Below are 23,258 nucleotides of genomic sequence, written 5' to 3'. Positions count from 1 at the left end.
CGCCAAGCCCGCGCCGGTGAGCGAGCCGCCGGCCTCGCCGCCCGCTGCCGCGCCCCGGGCCGCGGCAGCGGAGTCAGGTGCGAGCGCCCCGGCCGACACGGAGTTGGTCAGGCGCCGGTGGCCCGAGGTGCTCGGCACGCTCGAGAGGCGCCGGGTGACGTGGGCGATGGTGAGTCAGAGCGCGCAGATCGCCTCGGTCGAGGCCGGAGTGCTCACGCTGTCATTCGACAACGCGGCTCTCGCCGGCCGCTTCGCGGGCGGGAACCACGCGGAGAACGTCGCCCTCGCGGTGCGCGAAACGCTCGGGCTGCAGGTCCGCATCGAATCCGTCATCGGCCCCGTCGCGCCCGCGCGCGCCACCAGCCCGGGCACGCCGGCACCGGCGGTGGAACGCCAGGCGCCTCCGCGTCCCGATCCGGTCGCGAATCCCTCGACCACCGAGGTGCCGCGGCCGCCAGCGACCGTCACGGCAGTGCCGGACCACGACGCGCCGCCGGACCTCGAGCCCCCATGGGACGAGGACGAGATCTCCGGCGACGACGCGCCCGCCGAGGACGCGCAGCTCACCGGCGCCGAGGTGGTCGCCAAGATGCTGGGCGGCACCGTCGTCGAGGAGTGACCGGCGGCCGCGCTGACGGCCGCTGTCCCCCGGTGCGCCTACGCTGGTGCCCATGTATGACGGCGCGGTGCAGGACCTCATCGACGAGCTCGGGCGCCTTCCGGGCATCGGCCCCAAGAGCGCCCAACGCATCGCCTTCCACATCCTCAGCACCGACTCCGCAGACGTTCGCCGGCTCGCGGACGCCATCACCACCGTCAAGGAGAAGGTGCGCTTCTGTGCCACGTGCGGCAACGTCGCGGAGTCCGAGCAATGCCGGATCTGCGCGGATCCCCGCCGTGCCGAAGACCTCCTGTGCGTGGTCGAGGAGCCCAAGGACGTGGTGGCCATCGAGCGCACGCGCGAGTTCCGCGGGCGCTACCACGTGCTCGGCGGCGCGATCGATCCGATGAACGGGGTGGGCCCCGACGATCTACGGATCCGCGAGTTGCTGACCCGCCTGGGAGACGGCAAGGTCGAGGAGGTCATCATCGCCACCGACCCGAACATCGAGGGCGAGGCCACCGCGACCTACCTCACACGGATGCTGGTGCCGCTCGGCGTCACGGTGTCGCGCCTCGCCTCCGGGCTACCCGTGGGCGGCGACCTCGAGTACGCGGACGAGGTCACGCTCGGCCGCGCGTTCGAGGGTCGCCGCACCGTCAGCTAGCGCCCCGCCCACCCACGCCCCGCCTCCGCGGCGTTGACAGTGCGCACGGAGTTCGCCGCGACACCCCGTCGATAGCGGCCGCAGACCCGCTTCCAGCCCGCGTGTCGCCAGCAACTCCGTGCGCAGTGTCAGGGGGAACGGGACGATGCGTCAGGCCACCCGGGTGCCGGCGCTCAGCTTCCCGTGGGGCACCGCGATGCGGCGCACGGCGAGCCAGATGGCACCCGCGGACAGCAGCGCGTGGAAGCCCAGACCCCACGGCCACACGGCCGAGAGCCCGGTGAGCTGCTGGCGCCGCGCGATCTCCTCGGGCAGCAGCTCCGGCTCACGCTCTCCCACCCAGCAGTTGTTCTGCACGGTCTGCGGTCCCAGGCGGGCCTCGCGCACGGCGTATTTGATCGAGCCGAGCATGGTCTGCGGGCTGTCGTACCGGGAGGTGGAGACCTGGTCGATGCTGGGCGCCGCATCGGCGACGATCACGAACGGGTTGGCCGCGAGCAACCACCAGGTACGGTCCGTCCGCGGCTGGTCGTACGTGTACTCGGTCCAGGTGCAGCCGTCGGGGGTGTCCTTGCCGTCCTCCCAGTTCGCGTCGTAGGTGCGCACCGTCACCGGCTCCTGGACCAGCACCAACGACAGCCCGAAGAACACGAGCGTGAGCACGCTGAGCGTGGCGACGGTCACGTACGAGAGCACCGCGGAGGCGGAGGTGCGCGACACGATCGCGGACCAACCCAGGCCGAGCGCACACACCACCAGCAGCTCGAGCGCGAGCACCAGCACCGTGACGAGCACGGTGCCCAGCGGCGCCCCGGATCCGATGAAGCCCCAGACGATGAACGGCACCGCCACGCCCAGGAAGGCGAGCGATGCCGCCCAGGCCGCCAGCAGCTTGCCCACCACGATGTCGACCGCACTCAGCGTCGTGGCCTGGAGCGGCGCGAGCGTGCCCTCTTTGTTGTCACCATTGATGGACGTCGCGGAGAGCGTGGGCGAGACGAGCAGACCCAGGAACAGCACGAAGAAGACGATGACGCCGAAGACGATGTCACCCGGGCCTCCGCCCTGGTCGCTCACCGTCGCCTCGAGCAGCAACGTGACCGCGCCCACGAGCACCGCGAAAACGGCGAGCGCCCACTTCCACTTGGTGGAGCGGAGCCGCTGCCGCATCTCGAGCTGCGCCACCAGCACGATGCCCGACCAGGTGAGGTGCCACGCGCCCCTGGCGCGCGTGGCTCGCGCCGGTGCCTCCCGAGTCGCGGTCATCGCCGGTCCTCCTCCATCGTGAGGTACGCCTGTTCGAGCGCGCTGCCGGCCGGCCCGAACGCGCTCAGGCGGGCCCCGGCCGTGGCCAGCGCCGCCAGCAGGTCCGCCGCATCATCCGCGTCGACCACCTGGACCGCGGCACGCGACTGGTCCTCGCCCGCGGCCTCCCATTCCCGCCCGAGCGAGTCCAGCACAGCGCGCAGATCCGTTCCGGGCCGGGCCGTCACCATCCAGCGCAGCCGCGCCCTGGCCACCAGGGCGTCCGCGTCGGCGCCTAGCGTCGATCCCTTCGACATGAAGACCGCGGAGTCGACCATCTCGTCGAGCTCGGACAGCACGTGCGAGGAGATCAGCACGGCCTTCCCGTCCGCCGCGAGCGACCGCACCAGCTCCCGTAGCTCGATCCGGGAGCGGGGATCGAGGCCGGAGGCGGGCTCGTCGAGGATCAGCACGGCCGGGTCGTGGACCAGCGCGCGCGCGAGCGACAGCCGCTGCTTCTGCCCGCGGCTGAGCACCCTCGCGGGCTGGGCGGCGTACTCGGCGAGGTGCACGGTGCGCAGCAGCTCGAACGATCGTTGCCGGGCGGCCTCGGACCCGAGTCCGTAGGCCCGGCCGAACGTGGTCAGGGTCTCCTCGCATGTCAAGGAGTCCCAGGTGCCGAGCACGTCGGGCATCCAGCCCAGATGACGGCGGGCGGCCGCGCCCTCCGCCACGGGGTCGAGGCCCGCGACCGTGACCTCGCCGCCATCCGGCCGCAGCAGCCCCGCGAGCATCAACATCAGGGTGGTCTTGCCGCACCCGTTCGGTCCGATCAGCGCCGTCACGTGCCCGGGTGGCACCGCGAGCGTGGCGTCGACCACCGCCTGCACGGTTCCGAACGCGCGCCGGAGCGCGGTGGCCTCGAGGAGCGGGCCGGTGACGACGTCCATGTCTGTCATGACGCTCAACCTACTCCCGACCGTTGGGGTCAGATAGCCCCCAATATCGTGGCGACTCGCCGGAGTGGTCCTTGCCTGACGGCGCCATAGTTGGTTGACTGACTTGACGACGACCTTCCCAAGGAGCTGACATGCCACGCAACGCGAGCGACAAGAGGGACCGGCTCACCGCGGCCGCCATCGAACTGGCCTACGCGCAGGGGTTCGACCGATCGACCATCGCGGACATCGCGGCGGCGGCCGGAGTGCCGTCGGGCAGCGTCTACTACCACTTCCGCAGCAAGGACGACGTGGCCTCGGCCATCGCGGGCGCCCTGGCCGATGCGGTCGTCGCGGAATCGGCGGGCTGGGACGCGGCCGGCGGGCCGCGCGAGCGGCTGGCCGCTTACATCGACGCCCAGGTCGGCGCCGAAGGCGGTCGGGGCTCCCGTGTGGGCGCCATCGCTCTTGAGCTCCGCCGCCAGGCCGGAGAGGCGGCCGAGGCGGGCGCCGCTCACCGCGCGCTGGTCGCCTGGGCCGCGGCTCAATACGAGGAGCTCGGGTTCTCCGCAGAGGCGGCGGAGGCGCGCGCGATGCACCTCATCACGGGCATGGAGGGCGCCGCGCTGATGGCCGCGGTGCTCGAGGACTCCACACCGATCGAGCGCGAGGCCGCCCACCTCAAGCGCTGGGTGGCCGCCACCAAGGTCTAGAGGGTCGCGGCGGCCAGCCGCTCCTCGAACGCGTACCCCTCCCTCACGTCGCGCACCCCTTCGCCGTACACGACCGTCGCGCGGCCATCCCCGTGCACTGGCGCGTCCACGCGCGCGTCGACGATCAGCGACAGCCAGTCGCCATGCACCGCGTCGGCGAGCGCCTGGGGCGCGTCAGCCCCGGTTCGGCTGCGTGCGTCGCGGTCGCGCAGGATGTCGAAGCCGAAGGGCAGGTCGAGGCAGTGAACCGCGGCCCCCAGACCCGGGGCGGGACTCTCCCAGCGGAAGTCGTACGCCCACGTGCGGGCGGCGCCCGGCCCCGCGGCGCGCGCGGCGGCCCAGCGCGCCACGTGCCGGCGGAACATCGCATCGGTGATCGCCTGGCCGGCCACCGAGGCGGCATGAGCGTCGGGGCAGCGTGCGGCCAACTCCGCCCGCAGCTCCGGCGGCACACCCATCCTGCCCAGCACCTCGAGGGGGTCGGCGTCCGCGAGCGCGTCGCGCATCCCGCCCAGCCCGAGGTTGAACTCGTGGGCGGTCGAGCCCACGAGCAGCGCCACCTCGGCACCCACACCGTCGGCGATCGCATCGCCCACGGACTGCGGCACCAGATCGCCGTCGACCACCGGCGAGAAGGGCAGCCCGCCACCGGACATCGCGCCGTCGAGCGGCTCCCCGGGCGGGCCGTCCCCCAGCGATTCCTGGACGTCGAGCACCGCGAGCTCCGAGCGCGAGCGGAAGCCCGCGAGGTCGGGCGCGACACCCAGCCGGTCCGCGAACCCGGCGGCGGCCTCGCGCGCATCGTCCACGCCTACCGGCACGTCCGCGGGCGACAGCGCGAGCGCGCCGCGGAAGAGCCCGTGGGCGGCGGGCATGGTCAGCAGGCGCATCACCGCGGAGCCGCCTGCGGACTGGCCGGCGATGGTGACGCGGGACGGGTCGCCGCCGAAGGCGCGGATGTTGCGCTGCACCCACGCGAGCGCGGCGAGCCAGTCCAGCACCCCGCGATTGTGCGGCGCGCCGTCGATCCAACCGAAGCCGTCGAAGCCGAGCCGGTAGGCCGCCGCCACCGTCACCACGCCGTCGCGGTGGAACGCCTGCCCGCCGTACCAGGGGCTCGCGTGGGAGCCACCCACGAAGCCGCCGCCGTGGATGTAGACGAGCACCGGCAGCCCCGCGTCGGGACTCGGATCGGGAGTGCCCACGTCGAGCGTGAGGGTGTCGTCGCCTGGAATGCTCGGCTCCGGCACGAAGGCGTCCGCGAACGGCGATCGACGTTGCGGCGTCGAGCCGTGCAGGACGGCGGGCCGCTCGCCGTCCCACGGCGCGCGCGCCACCGGAGCGAGGAACCGCAGTTCGCCCACGGGCGGTTCCGCGTAGGGGATCCCGAGAAAGACGGCGGCCCGGGAGGCAGCACCGGCGGCGGACCGATGCTCGCGCCACAGGCCGCGCACGGCCCCGGACTCGGTGCGGACAACGGGAGGGGTGGGAGTGCTCACGCTCCCACCCTAAGACGGTCGCCGGACGCGGCGTCGACGGGCGCATCGTCCCTCGCGGGCGCTCATCGCTGCGCACGCGCGCGAACCTCTAGAATGGGGCACCGTGCCCGCCGTTCGGGCACGGACCCCTCCCCCCTTTGGAGTACTGGCGATGTCCCTTGTGGTGCAGAAGTACGGTGGCTCGTCGGTGGCCGATGCCGCGGCGCTCCGCCGTGTCGCGCGCCGCGTGGTCGAGACCGTGCGCTCCGGCCACGATGTGGTGGTGACCGTGTCCGCCATGGGCGACACCACGGACGAGCTCATCGAGCTCGCCCACGAGGTCACGGACTCCCCCGATGCGCGCGAGATGGACATCCTGCTGACCGCGGGCGAGCGCATCTCGATGGCGCTGCTGGCCATGGCCATCAATTCCGAGGGCGTGCCGGCTCAGGCCTTCACGGGGCCGCAGGCCGGGGTCATCACCACCGAGCATCACGGCCGCGCACGCATCATCGACGTCGCACCCGGGCGCCTGCAGCGCGCGATCGCGCAGGGAAAGGTGGCGATCGTCGCAGGCTTCCAGGGCCTCAACGAGGAGACGCAGGACGTCACCACGCTGGGTCGGGGCGGATCGGACACCACGGCGGTGGCGCTCGCCGCCGCGCTGGGCGCGGACGTCTGCGAGATCTACACGGACGTGGACGGCGTGTTCTCCGCCGATCCGCGCATCGTCCCCACCGCCCGCAAGCTCGCGCGCATCACCTACGAGGAGATGCTGGACATGGCGGCGTCCGGCGCCAAGGTGCTGATGCCGCGCTGCGTCGAGTACGCGCGGCGGTTCAACGTGCCCATCCACGTACGTTCGTCCTTCTCCGGACATGAAGGAACGTGGGTGGTGGAGGAGACTGAAGCAGGAGGCGACATGGAAGATCCGATCATCGCGGGAGTGGCCCACGACAAGTCCGAGGCGAAGATCACCGTCACGGGCGTGCCGGACGTGCCGGGTTCCGCCGCGCGCCTGTTCGAGGCGGTCGCGCGCGCCGACGTCAACATCGACATGATCGTGCAGAACGTCTCGGCGACCAACACCGGAGTCACGGACATCTCCTTCACGCTGCCGCAGGCCTCCGTGCCGGACGCGCTGAGAGCGATCGAGGCCGACGCCGAGGCGATCGGCTACGCCGGGCTCGCCACGGACGACGCGATCGGCAAGGTGTCGCTCATCGGCGCCGGCATGCGCTCGAACTCCGGCGTCTCCGCGAAGTTCTTCGCCGCGCTGCGCGACGCGGGAGTCAACATCGAGATGATCACCACGTCCGACATCCGCATCTCGGTGGTGACGCGCGCCGCGCACCTCGAGAAGGCGGTGCGGGCGGTTCACACGGCCTTCGACCTCGACACCGCCGAGGGAGAGGCCGTGGTCTACGGAGGGACGGGACGATGACGCTGACCATCGCAATCGTGGGCGCCACCGGGCAGGTGGGCGCCGTGATGCGCGAGCTCGTGGCGGAGCGGTTCACCGAGGCGACCGTGCGCTTCTTCGCCTCGTCACGCTCGGCCGGGCGCACGCTCGGCCACCTGGGCCGCGACATCGTGGTCGAGGACGTGGCGTCGGGCGACTACGCCGGCATCGACATCGCCCTGTTCTCGGCCGGCGGCGCCGCGTCCAAGGAGTACGCGCCGCTGTTCGCCGCAGCCGGAGCGATCGTCATCGACAACTCGTCCGCGTGGCGCAAGGACCCCGCGGTGCCGCTGGTGGTCTCAGAGGTCAACCCCGAGGCGCTCGACAGCATCCCCCTGGGAATCGTCGCCAACCCCAACTGCACCACCATGGCCGCGATGCCCGTGCTGAAGCCGCTGCACGACGCGGCGGGCCTCGAGCGCCTGGTGATCTCGACGTACCAAGCGGTGTCCGGCTCGGGCCTCGCGGGCGTCGAGGAGCTCCACTCGCAGGCGCTCGCGGTGGTCGACGAGGCGGATGCCCTGGCACACGACGGCCGCGCGGTCGACTTCCCGGATCCGGTGAAGTACGTAGCGCCCATCGCGTTCAATGTGCTTCCGATGGCAGGGTCCGTGGTGGACGACGACTCGAACGAGACCGACGAGGAGCAGAAGCTCCGCTTCGAGTCCCGCAAGATCCTCGGGCTGCCCGGGCTCATGGTGAGCGGCACCTGTGTACGAGTACCCGTGTTCACCGGCCACTCGCTGTCGATCAACGCCGAGTTCGAGCGCGGCATCACGCCAGACGATGCCCACGAGATCCTGGCCGCCGCACCCGGCGTCAAGGTCCAGGAGGTGCCCACTCCGCTCCGGGCCGCGGGCGGTGACTTGTCGCTGGTGGGCCGGATCCGCCAGGACTTCTCGCTGGACGGCACCCGCGGACTCGTGCTCTTCGTGTCGAGCGACAACCTCCGCAAGGGTGCGGCGCTCAACGCCGTGCAGATCGCGGAGCTGGTGGCCGCCAAGCTGGCCGTCACGGCGTAGCCGCGTGCGGCCGCGCAGAGCCCATCGCCATCGACTCCGAGGCTCAGTGCCGGGATCGCGGTCGAAACCGGCACCGCGCCTCGGAGTTCGCGCGGCGACGCGTCAGCGCCCTCCCCACACGTCGACGGACACGTCGATGTCGAGCAGCGGTCCCGGACCCTCGCCGGGCCCGAAGGGGTCGACCACCTCGTAGACCGCCGAGGAGCTTCCACGGACCTGGATTCGATCGCCATTGGCAGTCCACAAGGACCCGCGGACGCCGTTCTCATCCGCCCGGGTGGCGTTCTCTCCGCTCCCGTTGTACTCAGTGGTGCCCCGCGTCCAGTGCACGCCCGTGCCGGTCGCGAGCGGTTGGTGCAACACGGCGTCCGTGCAGTATTCATCGAGCAACTGGTCCACGCCGCCGCCCGGATCCGCGTAGAGCGCAAGCGGCTGCGAGGCGCCCGTGAACCAGAATCTGTCCGAGGTCCCCTCCGCCGGGATGTCACCGTTGGGGTGCACCTTGAGCTTGACGGTGGGGATTGCCCCCGTACAGAACGCGTCCGCGGTGCCACCCGCGAGCAGGATGTAGTCGGGCGCTCCCCCGGTGAAGTAGTTGTCGTAGACGTGCGCGATCGGTTCGTCGAATCGCCAGACCTGATCGGCGTTCTCCGACCTCGCCGAACTCGGCGCCGCCATCGCGACGCTCAGACCGATCGCCGCGGCGACGGACACGAGCGCGCGTGTGAGTTTGGGTCGTGACATGATCCTCTCCCCGGTCCCTGGGACCCCCGGCGGACGCCTCCCCCTATGGCTGCACCCGCGAATCGCATCTGGCGCGGTGGTCCCTTCAGGACCTTCATCGACGCTACGCGCGCTTTCATCCGCTGGCACGGCAAGCATCGTCGGAAAGGGTCGAACTGGTCCCCAACCTGCGCATGATTCCTGCGCCTTGGTCTCCTCGTGCGACCGCGTCGGGACGATGCGGTGCCCAGAGGTCGCGACACGCGCCGCGAGTCGTACGAGATTGCAGGATTCCTGCGGATTCGGCGCCGGGGCGGCGCGGGGGACGGCAGACCAAAGGGCCGGATCCTCGCGGATCCGGCCCTCCTCACAACCGTCGGGGTGACAGGATTCGAACCTGCGGCCTCGTCGTCCCGAACGACGCGCGCTACCAAGCTGCGCCACACCCCGGTTTTTAGCCTGCTTAGGATATCCGACGCCGTGCCGTTTCATGAAATCCGCCCACGGCTCCGCGGGACGGCGGCTGATCAGGCGCCAGGGACCAGAGTCAGGATGGTCGCCTCCGGCCGGCAAGCGAACCTGACGGGCGTGTACGGGGAGGTTCCGAGCCCCGCAGAGACGTGCAGGTACGTGCCCTTGCCACCGGAATCCGGACGCACGCCCGGCCAGCCGTGGAGACCGCTCGCGCGGCTCGTGTCGAGGTCGCAGTTGGTCACGAGCGCTCCGTAGAACGGCACGCATACCTGGCCCCCGTGGGTGTGGCCCGCGAGGATCAGATCGGCGCCGTCCGCGGAGAGCAGGTCGAGCGCGCGACGGTAGGGCGCGTGCACCACGCCGATGCGCGCGTCGGCCCCGTGGACGTGGGGCGCGGGCGCGGGCATGACGTCGCGGCCGATGTGGGGATCGTCGAGTCCCACCAGGTCCAGCACGGCGCCGGCGGCGGTCAGGCTGCCGCGGGCGTTGTCGAGATCGAGCCAGCCCGCCGCGGTCATGCCAGCGCGCAGATCCTCCGTGGGGAGCTCGACCTGGGATGCCTTCAGCCGGGTGGGGCTCGCGAAGTAGGTGAACGGGTTCTTGGGGCGCGGGCCGTAGTAGTCGTTGGACCCCAGCACGAAGGCCCCGGGCTTCGACAGCAGCGGCTCGAGCGCCTCCATCACGGTCGGCACGGCGCGCAGATGCGCAAGGTTGTCGCCGGTGGTGATGACCGCATCGATGTTCTCTGCGGCCAGCGAGCGCACCCACGCCACCTTGCCGCGCTGTGACGGCGTGAGGTGGAGATCGGACAGCTGCAGGATCCGCACCGGCCTCCGGCCCGCCGGCAGCACCGGCACCTCGACGCGACGCACCGTGTAGGCCCGCGCCTCAGCGAGCCCCCACGCGAGGCCGGCGCCCGCGGCGACGGCGAGCGCGGCCAGCGCGCGACGAGCCATGCCTAGTCGTTCCCGTTGCCGTTGCCACGGCCGTTGCCGTTGCCGTTGTTGGACGGCGCCGGTGAGGGCTCAGTCGTAGTCGGCCAGCCGCTGGGAGGGTTGGATTCGAACTCGGCCGGAGGCCAGCTTCCGCCCCACCAGTCGTCGGGTGCCACGCTCGGGTCCCAACCCTCGGGCCAGTTGTAGTACCAGTCCGGGATCTTGTCGGTGGCGACCGTGTAGTAGATCGTGGAGCCCGGCAGCGCGGTGCCGCGCGGCGACTGGCCGATGATGGTCCCAGGTGAGTACTGGGTGGAGTACTGACGCGAGCCGCCGTCGTTGAGGCGGAAGCCGGCCGCGCGCACCGTGTCGCGAGCATCGTCCACGGATAGTCCGATGATCGACGGCACCTGGACCGGGGTCCCGTAGAGGATGTTGTCCGTCGGGTCGTCGAAGCCTTCGACGGGCATGCCCTCGAGTGCCACGTCCATGTAAGCCTTCCACGTAGGCGCCGACAGGCTGGACCCGTAAAGGACCTGGTAGAACTTGCCGTTGAGACGGATGTTTCGACCGGGCTCGTCGACGTTCGGGTTGCCGAGCCAGACCGTCGCGACCAGGTTGGGCGTGTAGCCCATGAACCACAGATGCGCATTGAGCTGCGACGTGCCGGTCTTGCCCGCGGCGACGCGGCCATCGGCGAGCTGCGCCGAGACTCCGGAACCGCGCTTGATGACCTCCTGCATCGCGTAGGCGACGCCGTCCGCGATCTCCTTGTCGATCACGCGGTTGCAGTTCTGCGACGGCACGTCGAGGGAGTTGCCGTCGGAGTCCGTCACCGAGAGGATCGCGAGCGGGTCGCAGCGCACTCCCTGGTTGGCGAACACCTGGGCCACCTGGGCCATCGTCAGCGGCGATGCGTTCTGGGTACCCAGCGCCATCGACGGCACGATCTCGTACTCGGCGCCGTCCGCGCGCTCGAAGCCCAGGTTGGCGGCAGTGTCGCGAACCCCGCACAGGTCGAGCTTGTTCGCCATGTTGACGTACGCCGTGTTGACGGAGTTCGCCGTCGCGTCCAGCACGGTCTGTTGATAAGAGCGCGCGCCCTCGACGTTGCCGGGCTTCCACGTGCCGCCGCCCACGTTCCAATTGTCGGGCAGGCAGGTGGCCTCCCAGGATTCGGGCTGGTACTCCTGCTGGCGCCCGTCGACCTTCTGCATCAGCGGGTGGCCCTCGGTGAGCCACTCGGTGAGGATCACGGGCTTGAACGTCGATCCGGGAGAGAAGCCTCGCGAGCCGCCCCATTCGCGGTCGACCGCATAGTTGATCGCCGTGGAGCCCTCCTCCTCGGCGGACGGGTCGAAGGTCTTGTTCTGCGCCATCGCCAGGATCTCGCCGGTCTTGGGGTCGAGCGAGACCAGCGCCATCGCCCACCCGCTCGGGTCGTCCGCGGGCAGCGCCTCCTGCAGCGCCGCGTTGGCGGCCTTCTGCTTGTCGAGGTCGAGCGTGGTGACCACGTCCAGGCCTCCGCGGTAGAGCAGCTCGGCGCCGCTCAACTCCGCACCCTCCTGATTGAAAACGTCGTCTGCCTTGATGATCTTGGTGACGTAGTCGCAGAAGAAGGGCGCGTCCTCGGCGGCCACGCAGGAGAACTTGGGGTTCGAGATGCGCAGGGTGTCCTCGATCGGGATCGAGGTGTACTCGTCGAACTCCGCCTCCGAGATGAAGTCCTGCTCGTACATGGTGAAGAGCACGGTGTCGCGGCGGGCCTTCGAGTTCTCCGGATAGCGCACCGGGTCCCACTTGGAGGGGTTCTGGGTGATGCCGGCGATGGTCGCGGCCTCGAGCGCGTTCAGGTTCTTGGCGGTCTTGGAGAAGTACAGCTCGGCGGCGGCCTCGGCACCGTAGGTGTTGCGGCCGAACTGCGCGATGTTGAGGTACTGCTCGAGCACCTGCTCCTTGCCGCAGTCCACCGCCGGGTCCGCCTCGGTGCAGTCCGTGCCGTACTCGCTGTCGACGTTCTCCTCGAACGCGAGCGCCAGCCGCCACTCGCGGATCTTGCGCGACAGCGACACCTCGGTGGCGGCCGCGAGAGCGTCGTCGTCTCCGGACTCCTCGGCCTTCTGCAGCAGCGTGTTCTTCACGAGCTGCTGCGTGAGGGTCGACGCACCGGGCGAGCTCGACGACGTCAGATTGACGTACGCCGCGCGCAACAGGCCCTCGCCGTCGACGCCGTGGTGAAGCCAGAAGCGCTTGTCCTCGATGGAGACCACGGCCCGCTGCAGCCACACGGAGATGTCCTCGAGCGGCACCACCACGCGGTTCTGGGAGTAGAAGGTCGCCAGCAGGTGCTCGCCGGTCCGGTCGTAGATGTTCGACTGCTGCGGGAGGCGGACGTCGGAGAGCTCCTGCGGCAGGTCCTCGAACAGCTCCGCGCTGCCGCTGGTGGCGGAGCCGGCCACGGTCACGGCGGGCAACGCGATGCCCGCCACGAGGAATCCGCCCATGATCGAGAGCGCGACGAAGAGCGCCAGCGCGGTGAGCAGCTGGACGAACGTCACCTTCGTGCGGGGACGGGCGGAGCGAGCCATGAACCAACCTTAAACAACACGACGACAGACAGGGATCGAGGATCCAACGAATGACACGGGGGATAGGCTCCAGGCATGAGATCCCAGTGGGAATATGCGACCGTGCCGCTGATCGACCATGTTACCAAGCAGATTCTCGACCAATGGGGCGAGGACGGCTGGGAGCTGGTCCAGGTGGTGACCGGACCCACCGGCGGTCTGGTCGCCTACATGAAGCGCCAGATCGAGGCGGGCTGACCGTGTCCGCGTCCCAGCGCCTCGCCGCCCTGGGCCTCACCCTCCCCGAGGTGGCCACGCCCGTGGGGACCTACGTTCCCGCGAAACGCCAGGCAGACCTGGTGTACACGTCCGGCCAGCTGCCGCTGCTCGACGGCGACCTGCTCGCTGTCGGGCTGGTGGGCCAGCGCGCCGGGGACGTCACGCCCGAGCGCGCCACGGAGTGCGCCCGGCAGTGCGCCCTCAACGCGCTGGCGGCCGTGGCGCAGGCCGCGGGCGGGCTCGACAACATCGCGAGCGTGGTGAAGGTCACCGGCTTCGTGGCGTCCGCGCCCGGGTTCACGGCGCAGCCCGCCGTGCTCAACGGCGCCTCGAGCCTCATGGTCGAGGTGTTCGGCGAGGACGGCCGCCACGCCCGCTCCGCCGTGGGCGTCGCGGCGCTGCCGCTGGGCGCCCCGGTCGAGGTCGAGATCACCGTCGCCGTCCGCACCCTGTAGACACGGGAACGGGACGATGCGCCCCTCACCGGGGCACCGCATCGTCCCTTTGTGAGCGGCGCTAGCGGGAACGGGCGCGCAGGCGCTCCGGCTCGTACACCTCGACGGCGCCGATGTGCACGTCGATCCAGCCCCGCGACGCGAAGTCCGCGAGGGCCTTGTTGACGGTCTCTCGCGAGGCTCCCACCAGCTGGGCGAGCTCCTCCTGGGTGAGGCCGTGACGCACGGTCACGTGGCCCCGCTCCATGCGCCCGAAGCGGTGGCCCAAGTCCAGGATCGCCTTGGCGACGCGGCCGGGGACGTCGGAGAACACCAGGTCCGCCATCGTGTTGGACATGCGCCGGATGCGCGCGGCGAGGGCTCGCAGCATGTGGCGCGACATCTCGAGGTTGTCGTCGAGCCAGACATCGAGGACCTGCTTGGGGAGCTCGTAGACGATGGAGTCCTCGACGGCGTGCGCGCGCGACAGGCGCGGTCCCGGGTCGAACACGGAGAGCTCGCCGAGCATGTCGCCCACACCCAGCAGCGCCAGCAGATTCTCGCGGCCGTCGCGCGCCGTGCGCGCGAGCTTCACCTTGCCCTTGACCACCACGTAGAGGGCGTGGCCGTCCTCGCCCTCGTTGAAGATGGTCTCGCCGCGCGCGAGTTCGCGCCGCTTCATGTGGGCGATCAGCGACCGGGCCGTGGTCGCGTCCATGCCCCCGAACAGCGGCGATGAGCGCAACAGCTGCTCCTCGCGGGACGGCTCTGGCATGTCAGCTCTCCTTGCCGCTCTCCATCCGGTGCACGTGCGCGAGCGCGCGCACCATCTGCGCCGTCACATTATCAAGCGTGACCGCGACGCGGGCCTCGTACGCCTCGAGCCGGCCGTCCAGGGCGTCCAGCTCGTCGAGGTTTGAGGCCGCGAACGTGGTCGCGTCCGGCCATACGGCCGCCGCCAGCTCGGCGGAGGTCGGGGCGCCTGCGGCGAGCGCCTCCCAGGAAAGGTCGAGCACCGGGGATGAGGACTCCGGCTGCGTGAGGAACGCCACCGCGAGGTCGCGGCGGGCCTGCACCAGCCGCCGCCACCACCGCACCCGCGCCAATTCCCGCCGCATGTCCCTGCGCCGTTGGCGCAGGTCGGCAATCACTTCGGAGGCCGCTGCTGTCGCCACCGTCACCTCCCCGTCGTCCGAGGCGCCGCCCGCGCCCACATCCGTGTATCGGCGGCGGGGAGCCGCGTCTTGAGCGCTGGCTAGGGTGATGGCATGGCCCGTCACACGCCGCTCACCGTCGCCACCCGGGAACAGGCGACTGCGCCCGTGGCGCTGGTGCGCAGGGCCCGCGCGATCAACAGGGCGTTGGCCCAGGTGTACCCCGGGGCGCGGTGCGAGCTCGACTACGGGACGCCGTTCCAACTGCTCGCCGCGACGGTGCTCAGCGCGCAATGCACCGATGTGCGGGTCAACCAGGTGACGCCCGCGCTGTTCGCGCGCTACCCCGACGCGCCCGCCATGGCGGCGGCCGATCGCGGCGAGCTCGAGGAGCTGATCCGGTCCACCGGCTTCTTCCGCGCGAAGGCCGAGTCCCTGCTCGGGCTGAGCCGCGACATCGTCGAGCGGTATGACGGCGAGGTGCCCGGGCGGCTCACGGACCTGGTCACGCTGCGCGGCGTGGGCCGCAAGACGGCGAACGTGGTGCTGGGCAACGCATTCGACGTCCCGGGGATCACGGTCGACACGCACATGGGCCGGCTGGCGCGGCGGCTGGGCCTGACCGTCGAGGAGGACCCGGTGGCCGTGGAGCGGGACCTCATGGCGCTGATCGAGCGTCGCGAGTGGACGCTGTGGTCCCACCGCGTGATCTTTCACGGCAGGCGCCGATGCACGGCGCGGAGGCCCGACTGCGGGTCCTGCGAGATCGCGGCCCTGTGCCCGACGGCGCCGGGCGCGCGGGTGCGGGCGGTCTAGCCCCGCGCGCCGTCCCCGTCGCCCTCGACGCCCACCTCGCCGGGGTCCACCCCCACGATGCGCGCGAGCTCTTCGGGCTTGGCCATCCGGTTCGAGGGCAGCGGGACGGGCGTCGAGCGCCGCTCGTAGAGGCGACGATAGAAGCGGTCCCGGAAGCCCAGCAGCCCCGCGCCCAGCAGTGCGGCCAGCACCGAGGCGACGAGCACGGACAGCTTGACCACCTCGGCGTTCTCGCCGCCGAAGGCCAGGTCTCCGATGAGCAGCGACACCGTGAATCCGATACCGGCGAGCATGCCCATCCCTGTGACATCCAGCCACGACAGCCCTCGGTCCAGCTGCGCCTTGGTGAAGGTCGCGACCAGGAAGGTGGCAAGCACGATTCCCAGGGGCTTGCCGATCACGAGGCCCGCCACCACTCCATGCGCGACGGGGCTCGACACCACCTCGGACACGGCGTCCGCGGAGATCACCACGCCCGCGGCGAAGAGCGCGAAGATGGGCACCGCGACCCCCGCCGAGATGGGGCGCCACACGTGCTCCCAGTGCTCGGCGAGCGAGTGCTTCTGACCCTTGGTCGCAATGGCCGGCACCATCAATCCGAGCGCGACGCCGGCGATGGTGGCGTGGATCCCGGACGAGTGCATGAATGCCCAGGCCGCCAAGGCCACCGGCACCAGCAGGAAGGGTGAGGTCCAGCCCTTGCGGATCGCGAGGCCGAAGCCGACGATGCATGCCGCCGAGGCGAGCAGCCAGACCGGGTGCAGCTCGTCCGTGAAGAACACGGCGATGATGATGATCGCCAAGAGGTCGTCCACCACGGCCAAGGTGAGCAGGAACGCACGCAGCGCGTTGGGGAGCCACCTGCCCACCACCGCGAGCACCGCGATGGCGAAGGCGATGTCCGTGGCCGTGGGCACCGCCCAACCCCTCAGCGAGCCGCCCTCGACCAGATTGAATGCGACATATAGCAGCGCCGGGACCACCATGCCGCCGATCGCGGCGACGATGGGCACGATCGCGCTCGAAGGCTTCCGGAGCTCCCCCACCACGATCTCGCGCTTGAGTTCGAGACCCACCACGAAGAAGAAGATGGCGAGCAGCCCGTCCTTGGCCCAGGCCTCGACGGACAGGTCGAGGTGGAGCGCGGCCGGGCCGAACGTGAAGTCGCGGACGGACTCATACGCGTGCTGCAGCGGCGAATTCGCGAGCACCAGCGCCGTCACGGTGCCGACGAGCAGCAGGATGCCGCCCGCGCGCTCGGTCCGCAGCACATCGGAAAGCGTGCGCTCGGTCGACGGTGTGATGCGAGAGAAGAGGCGAGCAGCGCGGCTCGTAGGCATAGCACTCCCGGTGCAGGATCAGCGGCGAGGGGACGCGATCAGGATACCGGTCCGCTTTAGACCGTCTCCTGCACCTCGACGCGCTGGGTCGGCGCCGGGTCGAACCGGTAGCCCACGTTGCGAACCGTGCCGATCAGCTGCTCGTGCTCGGCGCCGAGCTTGGCGCGCAGCCGGCGCACGTGCACGTCGACCGTGCGGGTGCCGCCGTAGTAGTCGAACCCCCACACCTCCTGCAGGAGCTGGTCGCGGGTGTACACCCGGCCCGGATGCTGCATCAGGTACTTCAGCAGCTCGAACTCCTTGTAGGTGAGGTCCAACGGGACGCCCTTGAGCCGCGCGGTGTAGCCACCCACGTCGACGGTCAGCTCTCCCGAGGAGAACTCCGCGACACGGTCCAGAGGGTCCGCGGCGTTCGCGCGCCCGATCAGGAGCCGGATGCGGGTCTCGACCTCGGCGGGGGACGCCTCGGCGAGCACCACGTCCGAGGCACCCCAGTCCGCGTTGACGATCGACATGCCGCCCTCGCGCAGCACCAGCAGCAGCGGCACCGCCACACCCGTGACCTGGATGAGGTTGCAGTTGTTGCGGGCCTCGGCCAGATCCGCGCGGGCATCGACCAGCAGGACGTCCGCATCCATCGCGTCCAGCATGGCCGAAGGCTCGGGCGCGACCACCCGGGTGCGGTGGGAGAGGAGGGCGAGCGCGGGCAGGACCTCGGTCGCGCCGTCTCCCGACGGCGTGAGCACGAGCAGGTCGGCCATCGCCACCTCCGATTCGGCTTCACTCTAGCGTCGCGCAGTCTGAGACACTAACGCCCATGCTTCCCACCACGAGAGCGACGATCAGCGCCTCCGCGGCCGCACTCGTGGCCGTGGCCGGCGCCTTCGGCGCCAGCTACCTCGCCGCGGCGGTGTTCGCGCTGATCGTGGTGCTCGCCCTCGGGTGGCCCCACCTCCTTCGTTCCTCACGCCGGCGCTCGGCGTCGGCCATCCTCATCGGAGGCGGCGCGCTCGCGCTGGTCGCGGTCGCGTTGGGGAGCCGGCCGCCCTACCTGCGGCACATGGTGATCGCCGTCGCGCTCATGGTCATCGCCGGGCTGGTCGCCGAGGTGTTCTTCCCGAGCGCACGCGGCCGCGCGGTCACATCCGTCGCGGCGACCTCGGCCGGCGCGATCGTGGTGTCCGCCGGCGCCGCCTGGGTGGCGGTAAGCCGCACCCAGGGCGCCGAGGACCTGGTGGTCGCGGCGGGCGTCTCGCTGGCCGTGGCCGCGATCGCGTCGGTGATCACGCCCAACGGCAACCTCAACACGGTGATCGCGCTGGCGGCGGGAACGGCGGCCGGGCTGGGAACCGGCGCGCTGTTCTCGGACCTGCCGTGGTACGCCGGTGGCTTCGTGGGGCTCCTGTGCGCGATCATTGTGACGCTGCTGCAGGAGCTGGTGCGTCGGGAGCCGCGACCGCGACCGCTGCTCGCGGGAATGTCCTCCGCCCTCGCCCCCGTTCTAGCAGCCGGCGCGCTCGTCTACATCGGCGGCCGCCTGCTCATCGGTTGATCCCCACCATCGAAGGTCCTCATGCTGCTCCGTGTGCTCATCGTGCTCGCGATCCTCGTGGTCGCGAGCGTCGCCGCCGTGTGGTGGCAGCGCCGCCAGGGCGTGGTCCGCGAGGTCGAGCGGGCCGGCGCGCTCTCGTCCGCGACGCTCGGAGCCCAGCGCGGCTTCCACGCCACGTTCGTGCAGTTCTCCACGCCGATGTGCGCCAAGTGCCCGCCCACGGCCGCCCTCCTGCGCAGGATCGCAGGGGAGACGGAGAACGTGATCCACATGGAGATCGACGCCTCCGAGCGGCTCGACCTGGCCCGCGAGCTCGAGATCATGCGCACGCCCACGATCCTGCTGCTCGACGGCGACGGCGTGGTGGTCTCGAGGATCTCCGGCGCGCCCAGCGAGCACCAGGCGCGCGAGGCGCTCGCGGCCGTGCCGCGCACCGGCACCGACTACTCCATCTAGCCTGAAGGTCCCAGCCCAGGAGGCACCCCGTGAAAGACATCCAGCTCGACCCGCGTGGACCGCGATTCGGCGCGTTCTTCCAGCTCGCGTTCTCGGTCGCCGCCCTGGTGGCGGGCGCGAACGCCGTAGGCATCACCATCATGGCGGTGCTCCTCGCGCTCTTCATCCCCGGCGCGATCGTGGGACCGCAGGCCACCTTCCAGTCCTGGGTATTCAAGAAGGCCGTGCGCCCGCGCCTCGCGCCGCCCACGGAGACCGAGTCCTTCAGGCCGCCCCGCTTCGCCCAGCAGATGGGACTCGGCTTCTCCATCCTGGCCGTCGCCTCGGGCCTGCTAGGGCTGGACGTGGGCTTCTACGTGTTCACCGGCTTCGTGACGTTCGCGTCGACCCTGAACTCGATCTTCAACATCTGCCTGGGCTGCGAGATCTACCTCCTCTACAAGCGCGCCACCACCCGCGCCGCCTGACATGGCAGCGCTCGTCGTCAAGGTGACCTGCGGGACGGACCGCGTGGAGACGCTGATGCAGGCCTTCACCGTCGCCGCCACCGGCGCTGCCGCGGGGCTCGACGTCAGCCTCTGGCTCACCGGCGACGCCACGCTGCACGCGCTCGACGGAGCCGAGGACGTGCACCTTCCGCACTCACCGCCGCTGTCGCAACTGCGCGATGCGGTGCTCGCGGCCGGCACCCTCACCGTGTGCGCCCAGTGCGCCGCGCGGCGCGAGATCACGCAGGCGAATCTGGTGCCCGGAGCCCGTATCGCGGGTGCGGCCACCTTCGTCGCGGAGGCCACCGCGACCGACGCCACCGCGCTCGTCTACTGAGCCGATCTACCGAGCCCGCGCATCGTGCCGGGGTCGTGGAACCCCGCCTGGGTCGCGATTAGACTCGACCCATGACCGCTCTCGAGGTGACCTTCACCGCCCTCGCCATCATCGCCTTCCTCGCGACCGCCTGGGTCGCAGGGATCGTCGCCTTCCGCCTCATCAAGGGCCCCAAGCGGTGACATTCGTCATCCCCACGGACCTCGCACCGGAGGTCTATCCCGTCGCGTGGCTCGTGGGCACCTGGGAGGGCCACGGGGTGCTGCAGTACCCCGGTGTCGAGACCTCGGACTTCCGCCAGCGCGTGGCGTTCGATCACGACGGCGGCCCGTACCTCTCCTACACGTCGACGCTCACGCTGATGGGTCCGGACGGGGAGGAGGGCCACGTATGGTCCGCCGAGTCCGGATTCTGGCGCGTCCCGCCGCAACCGCCCGAGGGCGTCGAGCTGGGCGAGAACCAGCATCCGCTCGAGGTGCTGATCGCCGACGCCTCCGGCCTGCTCACCTGCTACCTGGGCGCCGTGGGCAACGGCCGCATCGACCTGGCGACGCGCTTCGCGGCCGCGACCGAGTCCGGCCCCGACGTCCGCGGCGCCACCCGCATGTACGGCAACGTCGCCGGCGAGCTCATGTGGGCGTGGGATCTCGCGGCCTTCGGTCAGGAACTGCAGTCGTACGCCAGCGGTCGCCTGAGCCGCATCGACGGGCCCGCCGCGCCCGACGAGTCCGAGCCGGCGGAATCCTGATGGCCGTCCCCGTCGTTCACCTCTCATGACCACCTCGCCGCTCCTCACCCATCCCGGCGCCGTCGACGGCCTGGGCCCCGATGCGGGGGTGGCCTGGCACTACGGCGACCCCACGGGCGAGCAGCGCGCGCTCGACGCCGGCCGCGCCGTCTCCGACCAGTCCCACCTGGGCGTCGTGACCGTCACCGGCCCGGACCGGCTCACGTGGCTCAACTCGCTGTGCACGCAGGAGGTCGCGGCGCTCGCGCCCGGCGTCTCCACGGAGATCATGATCCTCAGCCCCCAGGGGCGCGTCGAGCACGTCGCCGGCCTGGTCGACGACGGCTCCACGGCATGGCTGATCACGGAGACCGCGCCCCAGCTGGCCGCGTTCCTCGACCGCATGCGCTTCATGCTGCGGGTCGAGGTGGACGATGCGACGGCCAGGTGGGCGGCGATCGGCGAGGCCGTCGCGGCACCCGCGGCGCCGGGCGAGCCCGTCACCTGGGTCGACCCGTGGCCCGGGATCACCGACGGCGGCACCACCTACGCCGCCGACCCCGGGGCGCACCCTGGCGCGTCCCGCGCCTGGCGGCTGGTGCTCGTCCCGCGCGAATCGCTCGACAGCGAGGTGAACGCGCGGCTCGAGTCCGGCTGGACCCTTGCCGGCACCTGGGCGACCGAGGCCACCAGGATCGCCGCGCATCGTCCCCGCGCGGGACGCGAGATCGACGAGACGACGCTGCCGCACGAGCTCGACTGGCTACGCACCGCCGTCCACCTGCACAAGGGCTGCTACCGCGGCCAGGAGACGGTCGCGAAGGTGCACAATGTGGGCCGGCCGCCGCGCCGCCTCACGCTGCTGCACCTCGACGGCTCGGCCCATGAGCTGCCCGAGCCCGGCACGCCCGTGCACGGCGCGGAGGGCGCCGTGGTGGGCCGCGTCACCTCGGCGGCGCGCCACCACGAGCTCGGACCCGTCGCCCTGGCGGTTCTCAAGCGCTCGGTCGACCCCTCGGCCACCCTCACCGTGCCCACGGACGGCGGCCCCGTGGCGGCGGCGCAGGAGCTGATCGTCAATGCGGACGGCTTCTCCGCGGACCGTCCGGCGCGGCCTGGTCCCACGATGAAGGGACTCCTGATGGGCAAGGGCTGCGCCGCCGACGGCGGCGACCTCCCCGACTGAGCCGGCTCCGGGACCGGGTTCGCCCGCCTCCCGCGCTTTCGACGCCCGCGCGGTAGCGTGGGTCGCGTGGAGATCCCAGTGAGCGCCCTGGCAACGAGGCTCGACGATGCCGTCGCGGCCGCCCGAGGCGGCGAAGACGTCATCCTCACGGACGGTGGGCTGCCGATCGCGAAGATCGGGCCCGTCGAATCCGCCAGCCTGCTGGCGCGCCTCGCGGAGGAGGGCGTGATCGCCGTCCCGGCCGACGAGCGCGCCGTGCCCCGACTTCCCCAGGCCGAGGCCGCCAAGGACGCGCTGTCGAGCCTGCTCGGCCGCCTGCGCAGGTAGTCGATGTCCCTCGTCTACCTCGACACCTCCGCGCTGCTCAAGCTGCTGGTCCTCGAGACCGGCAGCGACCTCGCCGTCGCCCTGTGGACGGGCGCCGATGCGCTGGTCACCTCCCGCATCGCCGATGCGGAGGTGCGGTCCGTGCTCGCCGCCGCCGAGCGCATCGGCCGGATCGACGCCGCGCCCGCGGCGCAAGCGAGGGACCGCTGGAACGAGCTCTGGCCCGGGTTGGCCAAGGTGGAGGTGACGGCCGATCTGGCGGACCGTGCCGCCGACCTCGCCGACAGGCGCCCGCTGCGGGCGGGCGACGCGCTCCACCTGGCGAGCGCGCTGACGCTCGTCGAGGCCTCGCCGGTCTTCGTCGCATGGGACCGCCGCCTGGCCGCGGCCGCGCGGGCGGAGGGCTTGCGCGTGCTGCCGCCTGCGTTAGCGTAGGAACCCGTCAGACCCCACCCCCCGGAGGTGCGCCCGGTGTTCGGCTTCCTGCAGAGCATGGTCGTGTTCGCGATCTCGGCCGTGGCGCTGATCGGCGCCATCTGGGGCTTGATCGACGCGGCACGGCGGTCCCCGTCCGCGTTCACCGCGGCCGGGAAGTGGTCCAAGACCATCTGGATGGTGATCTTGGGCGTCGCGACGCTGATCGCCTTCGTGTCCCTGCCGTGGCCTCTCGGCGGCGGCGGAGGCATCGCGGGCATCCTGGGCATCGCCTCCGTGGTCGCGGTGATCGTCTACTTCGTGGACGTGCGCCCCAAGCTGGGCGGCTTCGGCGGCGGGTCGGGCGGCGGCTTCGGCGGCGGGAGCCGCGGCGGCTCGACCGGCGGCTGGTAGGTGCGCGCCGTCCTGCAGCGCGCCTCCCGCGCGTCCGTGACCGTCGACGGCGCCGTGACCGCGCAGTTCGACACCCAGGGTCTCGTGGTGCTCGTGGGCGTCACGCACGGGGACGGCGCCGAGCAGGTCGCGATCCTCTCGCGCAAGATCGCGGAACTGCGGATCCTCACCGACGAGCGCTCCGCGGCGGACGTGGGCGCGCCCCTGATCGTGATCTCCCAGTTCACCCTGTACGCGGACACGCGGAAGGGTCGCCGGCCGTCGTGGAACGGAGCCGCGCCGGGGCCCGTCGCCGAGCCGCTCGTCGACTCGGTGGTCGATGCCCTGCGCGCGCGCGGGCTGTCCGTGGGCACGGGGGTGTTCGGCGCGGACATGGCCGTCGAGCTGGTCAACGACGGGCCCGTCACCATCCTGCTCGAGGCGTAGGCGGGGCGCGCCGTCGCGCGGGCGCCTCCCGCCCGTCCCGCCCGGCGCATCGTCCCGCCCGTCCCGCCCGGCGCATCGTCCCG

Annotated in this window: 27 protein-coding genes, 1 tRNA gene and 1 pseudogene; 18 read left to right on the top strand and 11 right to left on the bottom strand. The window is 71.4% G+C overall.

Annotated elements, in window-relative coordinates; all coding sequences use genetic code 11:
• Positions 1 to 619 (top strand): annotated as a pseudogene (locus tag Q0L54_RS02610) (DNA polymerase III subunit gamma and tau); the annotation flags it as partial.
• A gap of 52 nt (positions 620 to 671) precedes the next feature.
• Positions 672 to 1,268, top strand: a complete 597-nt coding sequence (recR, locus tag Q0L54_RS02605) for a recombination mediator RecR (RefSeq protein ID WP_296665278.1) — start codon at positions 672 to 674, stop codon at positions 1,266 to 1,268.
• 150 nt (positions 1,269 to 1,418) lie between these two features.
• Here the strand turns inward: recR and Q0L54_RS02600 are convergent, their stop codons facing one another.
• Together Q0L54_RS02600 and Q0L54_RS02595 are read right to left on the bottom strand one after the other, a co-directional pair.
• The gene (locus Q0L54_RS02600; protein WP_296665276.1) at positions 1,419 to 2,534 is read right to left on the bottom strand and encodes an ABC transporter permease subunit; all 1,116 of its coding nucleotides are present in this window, start codon (positions 2,532 to 2,534) and stop codon (positions 1,419 to 1,421) included.
• Positions 2,531 to 3,472 carry an ABC transporter ATP-binding protein gene (locus Q0L54_RS02595; protein WP_366937923.1) on the bottom strand — a complete coding sequence of 314 codons (942 nt, stop codon included), beginning with the start codon at positions 3,470 to 3,472 and terminating at the stop codon, positions 2,531 to 2,533. The genes Q0L54_RS02600 and Q0L54_RS02595 overlap by 4 nt, the downstream gene beginning before the upstream one ends.
• A 131-nt stretch (positions 3,473 to 3,603) precedes the next feature.
• Between Q0L54_RS02595 and Q0L54_RS02590 the strand changes: the two genes are divergently transcribed.
• Positions 3,604 to 4,164, top strand: a complete 561-nt coding sequence (locus Q0L54_RS02590; protein ID WP_296665274.1) for a TetR/AcrR family transcriptional regulator — start codon at positions 3,604 to 3,606, stop codon at positions 4,162 to 4,164.
• Here Q0L54_RS02590 and Q0L54_RS02585 read toward each other — a convergent pair.
• Positions 4,161 to 5,663 (bottom strand): carboxylesterase family protein, encoded by a 1,503-nt coding sequence (locus Q0L54_RS02585; protein WP_296665272.1) that lies wholly within the window; start codon positions 5,661 to 5,663, stop codon positions 4,161 to 4,163. The genes Q0L54_RS02590 and Q0L54_RS02585 overlap by 4 nt on opposite strands.
• 151 nt (positions 5,664 to 5,814) lie before the next feature.
• Here Q0L54_RS02585 and Q0L54_RS02580 point away from each other — a divergent pair, with 151 nt between their 5' ends.
• Both Q0L54_RS02580 and Q0L54_RS02575 read left to right on the top strand, forming a co-directional pair.
• Positions 5,815 to 7,086 carry an aspartate kinase gene (locus Q0L54_RS02580; RefSeq protein WP_296665270.1) on the top strand — a complete coding sequence of 424 codons (1,272 nt, stop codon included), beginning with the start codon at positions 5,815 to 5,817 and terminating at the stop codon, positions 7,084 to 7,086.
• Positions 7,083 to 8,126: an aspartate-semialdehyde dehydrogenase gene (locus tag Q0L54_RS02575; protein ID WP_296665268.1), complete on the top strand. Its 1,044-nt coding sequence runs from the start codon at positions 7,083 to 7,085 to the stop codon at positions 8,124 to 8,126. The genes Q0L54_RS02580 and Q0L54_RS02575 overlap by 4 nt, the downstream gene beginning before the upstream one ends.
• A gap of 102 nt (positions 8,127 to 8,228) precedes the next feature.
• Here Q0L54_RS02575 and Q0L54_RS02570 read toward each other — a convergent pair whose 3' ends face one another.
• From Q0L54_RS02570 to Q0L54_RS02555, 4 genes are all read right to left on the bottom strand, one after another.
• On the bottom strand, positions 8,229 to 8,870 hold the full coding sequence (locus Q0L54_RS02570) for a hypothetical protein (RefSeq protein ID WP_296665265.1): 642 nt from the start codon (positions 8,868 to 8,870) through the stop codon (positions 8,229 to 8,231).
• A gap of 355 nt (positions 8,871 to 9,225) precedes the next feature.
• A tRNA-Pro gene (locus Q0L54_RS02565) sits at positions 9,226 to 9,299 on the bottom strand.
• Positions 9,300 to 9,376: 77 nt separating this feature from the next.
• Positions 9,377 to 10,279 (bottom strand): metallophosphoesterase, encoded by a 903-nt coding sequence (locus tag Q0L54_RS02560; protein WP_296665264.1) that lies wholly within the window; start codon positions 10,277 to 10,279, stop codon positions 9,377 to 9,379.
• Positions 10,280 to 10,281: 2 nt separating this feature from the next.
• Positions 10,282 to 12,846 carry a penicillin-binding protein gene (locus Q0L54_RS02555; protein WP_296665262.1) on the bottom strand — a complete coding sequence of 855 codons (2,565 nt, stop codon included), beginning with the start codon at positions 12,844 to 12,846 and terminating at the stop codon, positions 10,282 to 10,284.
• 75 nt (positions 12,847 to 12,921) lie between these two features.
• Between Q0L54_RS02555 and Q0L54_RS02550 the strand changes: the two genes are divergently transcribed.
• The gene (locus tag Q0L54_RS02550) at positions 12,922 to 13,083 is read left to right on the top strand and encodes a DUF4177 domain-containing protein (protein WP_296665260.1); all 162 of its coding nucleotides are present in this window, start codon (positions 12,922 to 12,924) and stop codon (positions 13,081 to 13,083) included.
• A gap of 2 nt (positions 13,084 to 13,085) precedes the next feature.
• Positions 13,086 to 13,559, top strand: a complete 474-nt coding sequence (locus Q0L54_RS02545) for a RidA family protein (RefSeq protein ID WP_296665258.1) — start codon at positions 13,086 to 13,088, stop codon at positions 13,557 to 13,559.
• Between the two features lie 61 nt (positions 13,560 to 13,620).
• On the opposite strand, the gene Q0L54_RS02540 is transcribed toward Q0L54_RS02545, so the two are convergent.
• A complete protein-coding gene (locus Q0L54_RS02540; RefSeq protein ID WP_296665256.1) occupies positions 13,621 to 14,313 on the bottom strand; it encodes a Crp/Fnr family transcriptional regulator in 693 nt (230 codons plus the stop codon).
• A 1-nt stretch (position 14,314) separates the two neighbouring features.
• Positions 14,315 to 14,656 (bottom strand): hypothetical protein, encoded by a 342-nt coding sequence (locus Q0L54_RS02535; RefSeq protein ID WP_296665254.1) that lies wholly within the window; start codon positions 14,654 to 14,656, stop codon positions 14,315 to 14,317.
• A 150-nt stretch (positions 14,657 to 14,806) separates the two neighbouring features.
• On the opposite strand from Q0L54_RS02535, the gene nth reads away from it, so the two are divergent.
• A complete protein-coding gene (nth, locus tag Q0L54_RS02530) occupies positions 14,807 to 15,508 on the top strand; it encodes an endonuclease III (RefSeq protein WP_296665252.1) in 702 nt (233 codons plus the stop codon).
• Here the strand turns inward: nth and nhaA are convergent.
• Positions 15,505 to 16,779, bottom strand: coding sequence for a Na+/H+ antiporter NhaA (gene nhaA, locus Q0L54_RS02525; RefSeq protein WP_296665251.1), 1,275 nt, complete (start codon positions 16,777 to 16,779; stop codon positions 15,505 to 15,507). The genes nth and nhaA overlap by 4 nt on opposite strands.
• Positions 16,780 to 16,904: 125 nt before the next feature.
• Positions 16,905 to 17,609: a response regulator transcription factor gene (locus Q0L54_RS02520; RefSeq protein ID WP_296665248.1), complete on the bottom strand. Its 705-nt coding sequence runs from the start codon at positions 17,607 to 17,609 to the stop codon at positions 16,905 to 16,907.
• A gap of 56 nt (positions 17,610 to 17,665) precedes the next feature.
• Between Q0L54_RS02520 and Q0L54_RS02515 the strand changes: the two genes are divergently transcribed.
• The 10 genes from Q0L54_RS02515 (at position 17,666) to dtd (ending at position 23,175) form a co-directional block, all read left to right on the top strand.
• Positions 17,666 to 18,400 carry a hypothetical protein gene (locus Q0L54_RS02515; protein ID WP_296665246.1) on the top strand — a complete coding sequence of 245 codons (735 nt, stop codon included), beginning with the start codon at positions 17,666 to 17,668 and terminating at the stop codon, positions 18,398 to 18,400.
• Between the two features lie 21 nt (positions 18,401 to 18,421).
• Positions 18,422 to 18,856 (top strand): thioredoxin family protein, encoded by a 435-nt coding sequence (locus Q0L54_RS02510; protein WP_296665244.1) that lies wholly within the window; start codon positions 18,422 to 18,424, stop codon positions 18,854 to 18,856.
• Positions 18,857 to 18,885: 29 nt separating this feature from the next.
• Positions 18,886 to 19,323: a DUF4395 domain-containing protein gene (locus tag Q0L54_RS02505; protein WP_296665242.1), complete on the top strand. Its 438-nt coding sequence runs from the start codon at positions 18,886 to 18,888 to the stop codon at positions 19,321 to 19,323.
• A 1-nt stretch (position 19,324) separates the two neighbouring features.
• Positions 19,325 to 19,681: a DsrE family protein gene (locus tag Q0L54_RS02500; protein WP_296665240.1), complete on the top strand. Its 357-nt coding sequence runs from the start codon at positions 19,325 to 19,327 to the stop codon at positions 19,679 to 19,681.
• A gap of 178 nt (positions 19,682 to 19,859) precedes the next feature.
• Entirely contained in the window at positions 19,860 to 20,429 is a 570-nt protein-coding gene (locus tag Q0L54_RS02495) for an FABP family protein (protein WP_296665238.1), read from the top strand.
• Between the two features lie 25 nt (positions 20,430 to 20,454).
• Positions 20,455 to 21,594: a glycine cleavage T C-terminal barrel domain-containing protein gene (locus Q0L54_RS02490; RefSeq protein ID WP_296665237.1), complete on the top strand. Its 1,140-nt coding sequence runs from the start codon at positions 20,455 to 20,457 to the stop codon at positions 21,592 to 21,594.
• Positions 21,595 to 21,660: 66 nt separating this feature from the next.
• Complete coding sequence (locus Q0L54_RS02485; protein WP_296665235.1) at positions 21,661 to 21,921, top strand: hypothetical protein; 261 nt, start codon at positions 21,661 to 21,663, stop codon at positions 21,919 to 21,921.
• 3 nt (positions 21,922 to 21,924) lie between these two features.
• Positions 21,925 to 22,356 carry a type II toxin-antitoxin system VapC family toxin gene (locus Q0L54_RS02480; RefSeq protein ID WP_296665234.1) on the top strand — a complete coding sequence of 144 codons (432 nt, stop codon included), beginning with the start codon at positions 21,925 to 21,927 and terminating at the stop codon, positions 22,354 to 22,356.
• A 36-nt stretch (positions 22,357 to 22,392) separates the two neighbouring features.
• Complete coding sequence (locus Q0L54_RS02475) at positions 22,393 to 22,749, top strand: DUF2516 family protein (protein ID WP_296665232.1); 357 nt, start codon at positions 22,393 to 22,395, stop codon at positions 22,747 to 22,749.
• Complete coding sequence (gene dtd / locus Q0L54_RS02470; protein WP_296665231.1) at positions 22,750 to 23,175, top strand: D-aminoacyl-tRNA deacylase; 426 nt, start codon at positions 22,750 to 22,752, stop codon at positions 23,173 to 23,175.
• The last annotated feature ends 83 nt before the right edge of the window (positions 23,176 to 23,258 follow it).

Origin of the sequence: Demequina sp. (assembly GCF_024642165.1) — a bacterium.
GTDB lineage: Bacteria > Actinomycetota > Actinomycetes > Actinomycetales > Demequinaceae > Demequina.
Note: the sequence above shows the minus strand (reverse complement) of the source record. Positions and strands in the feature narration are given on the sequence as shown.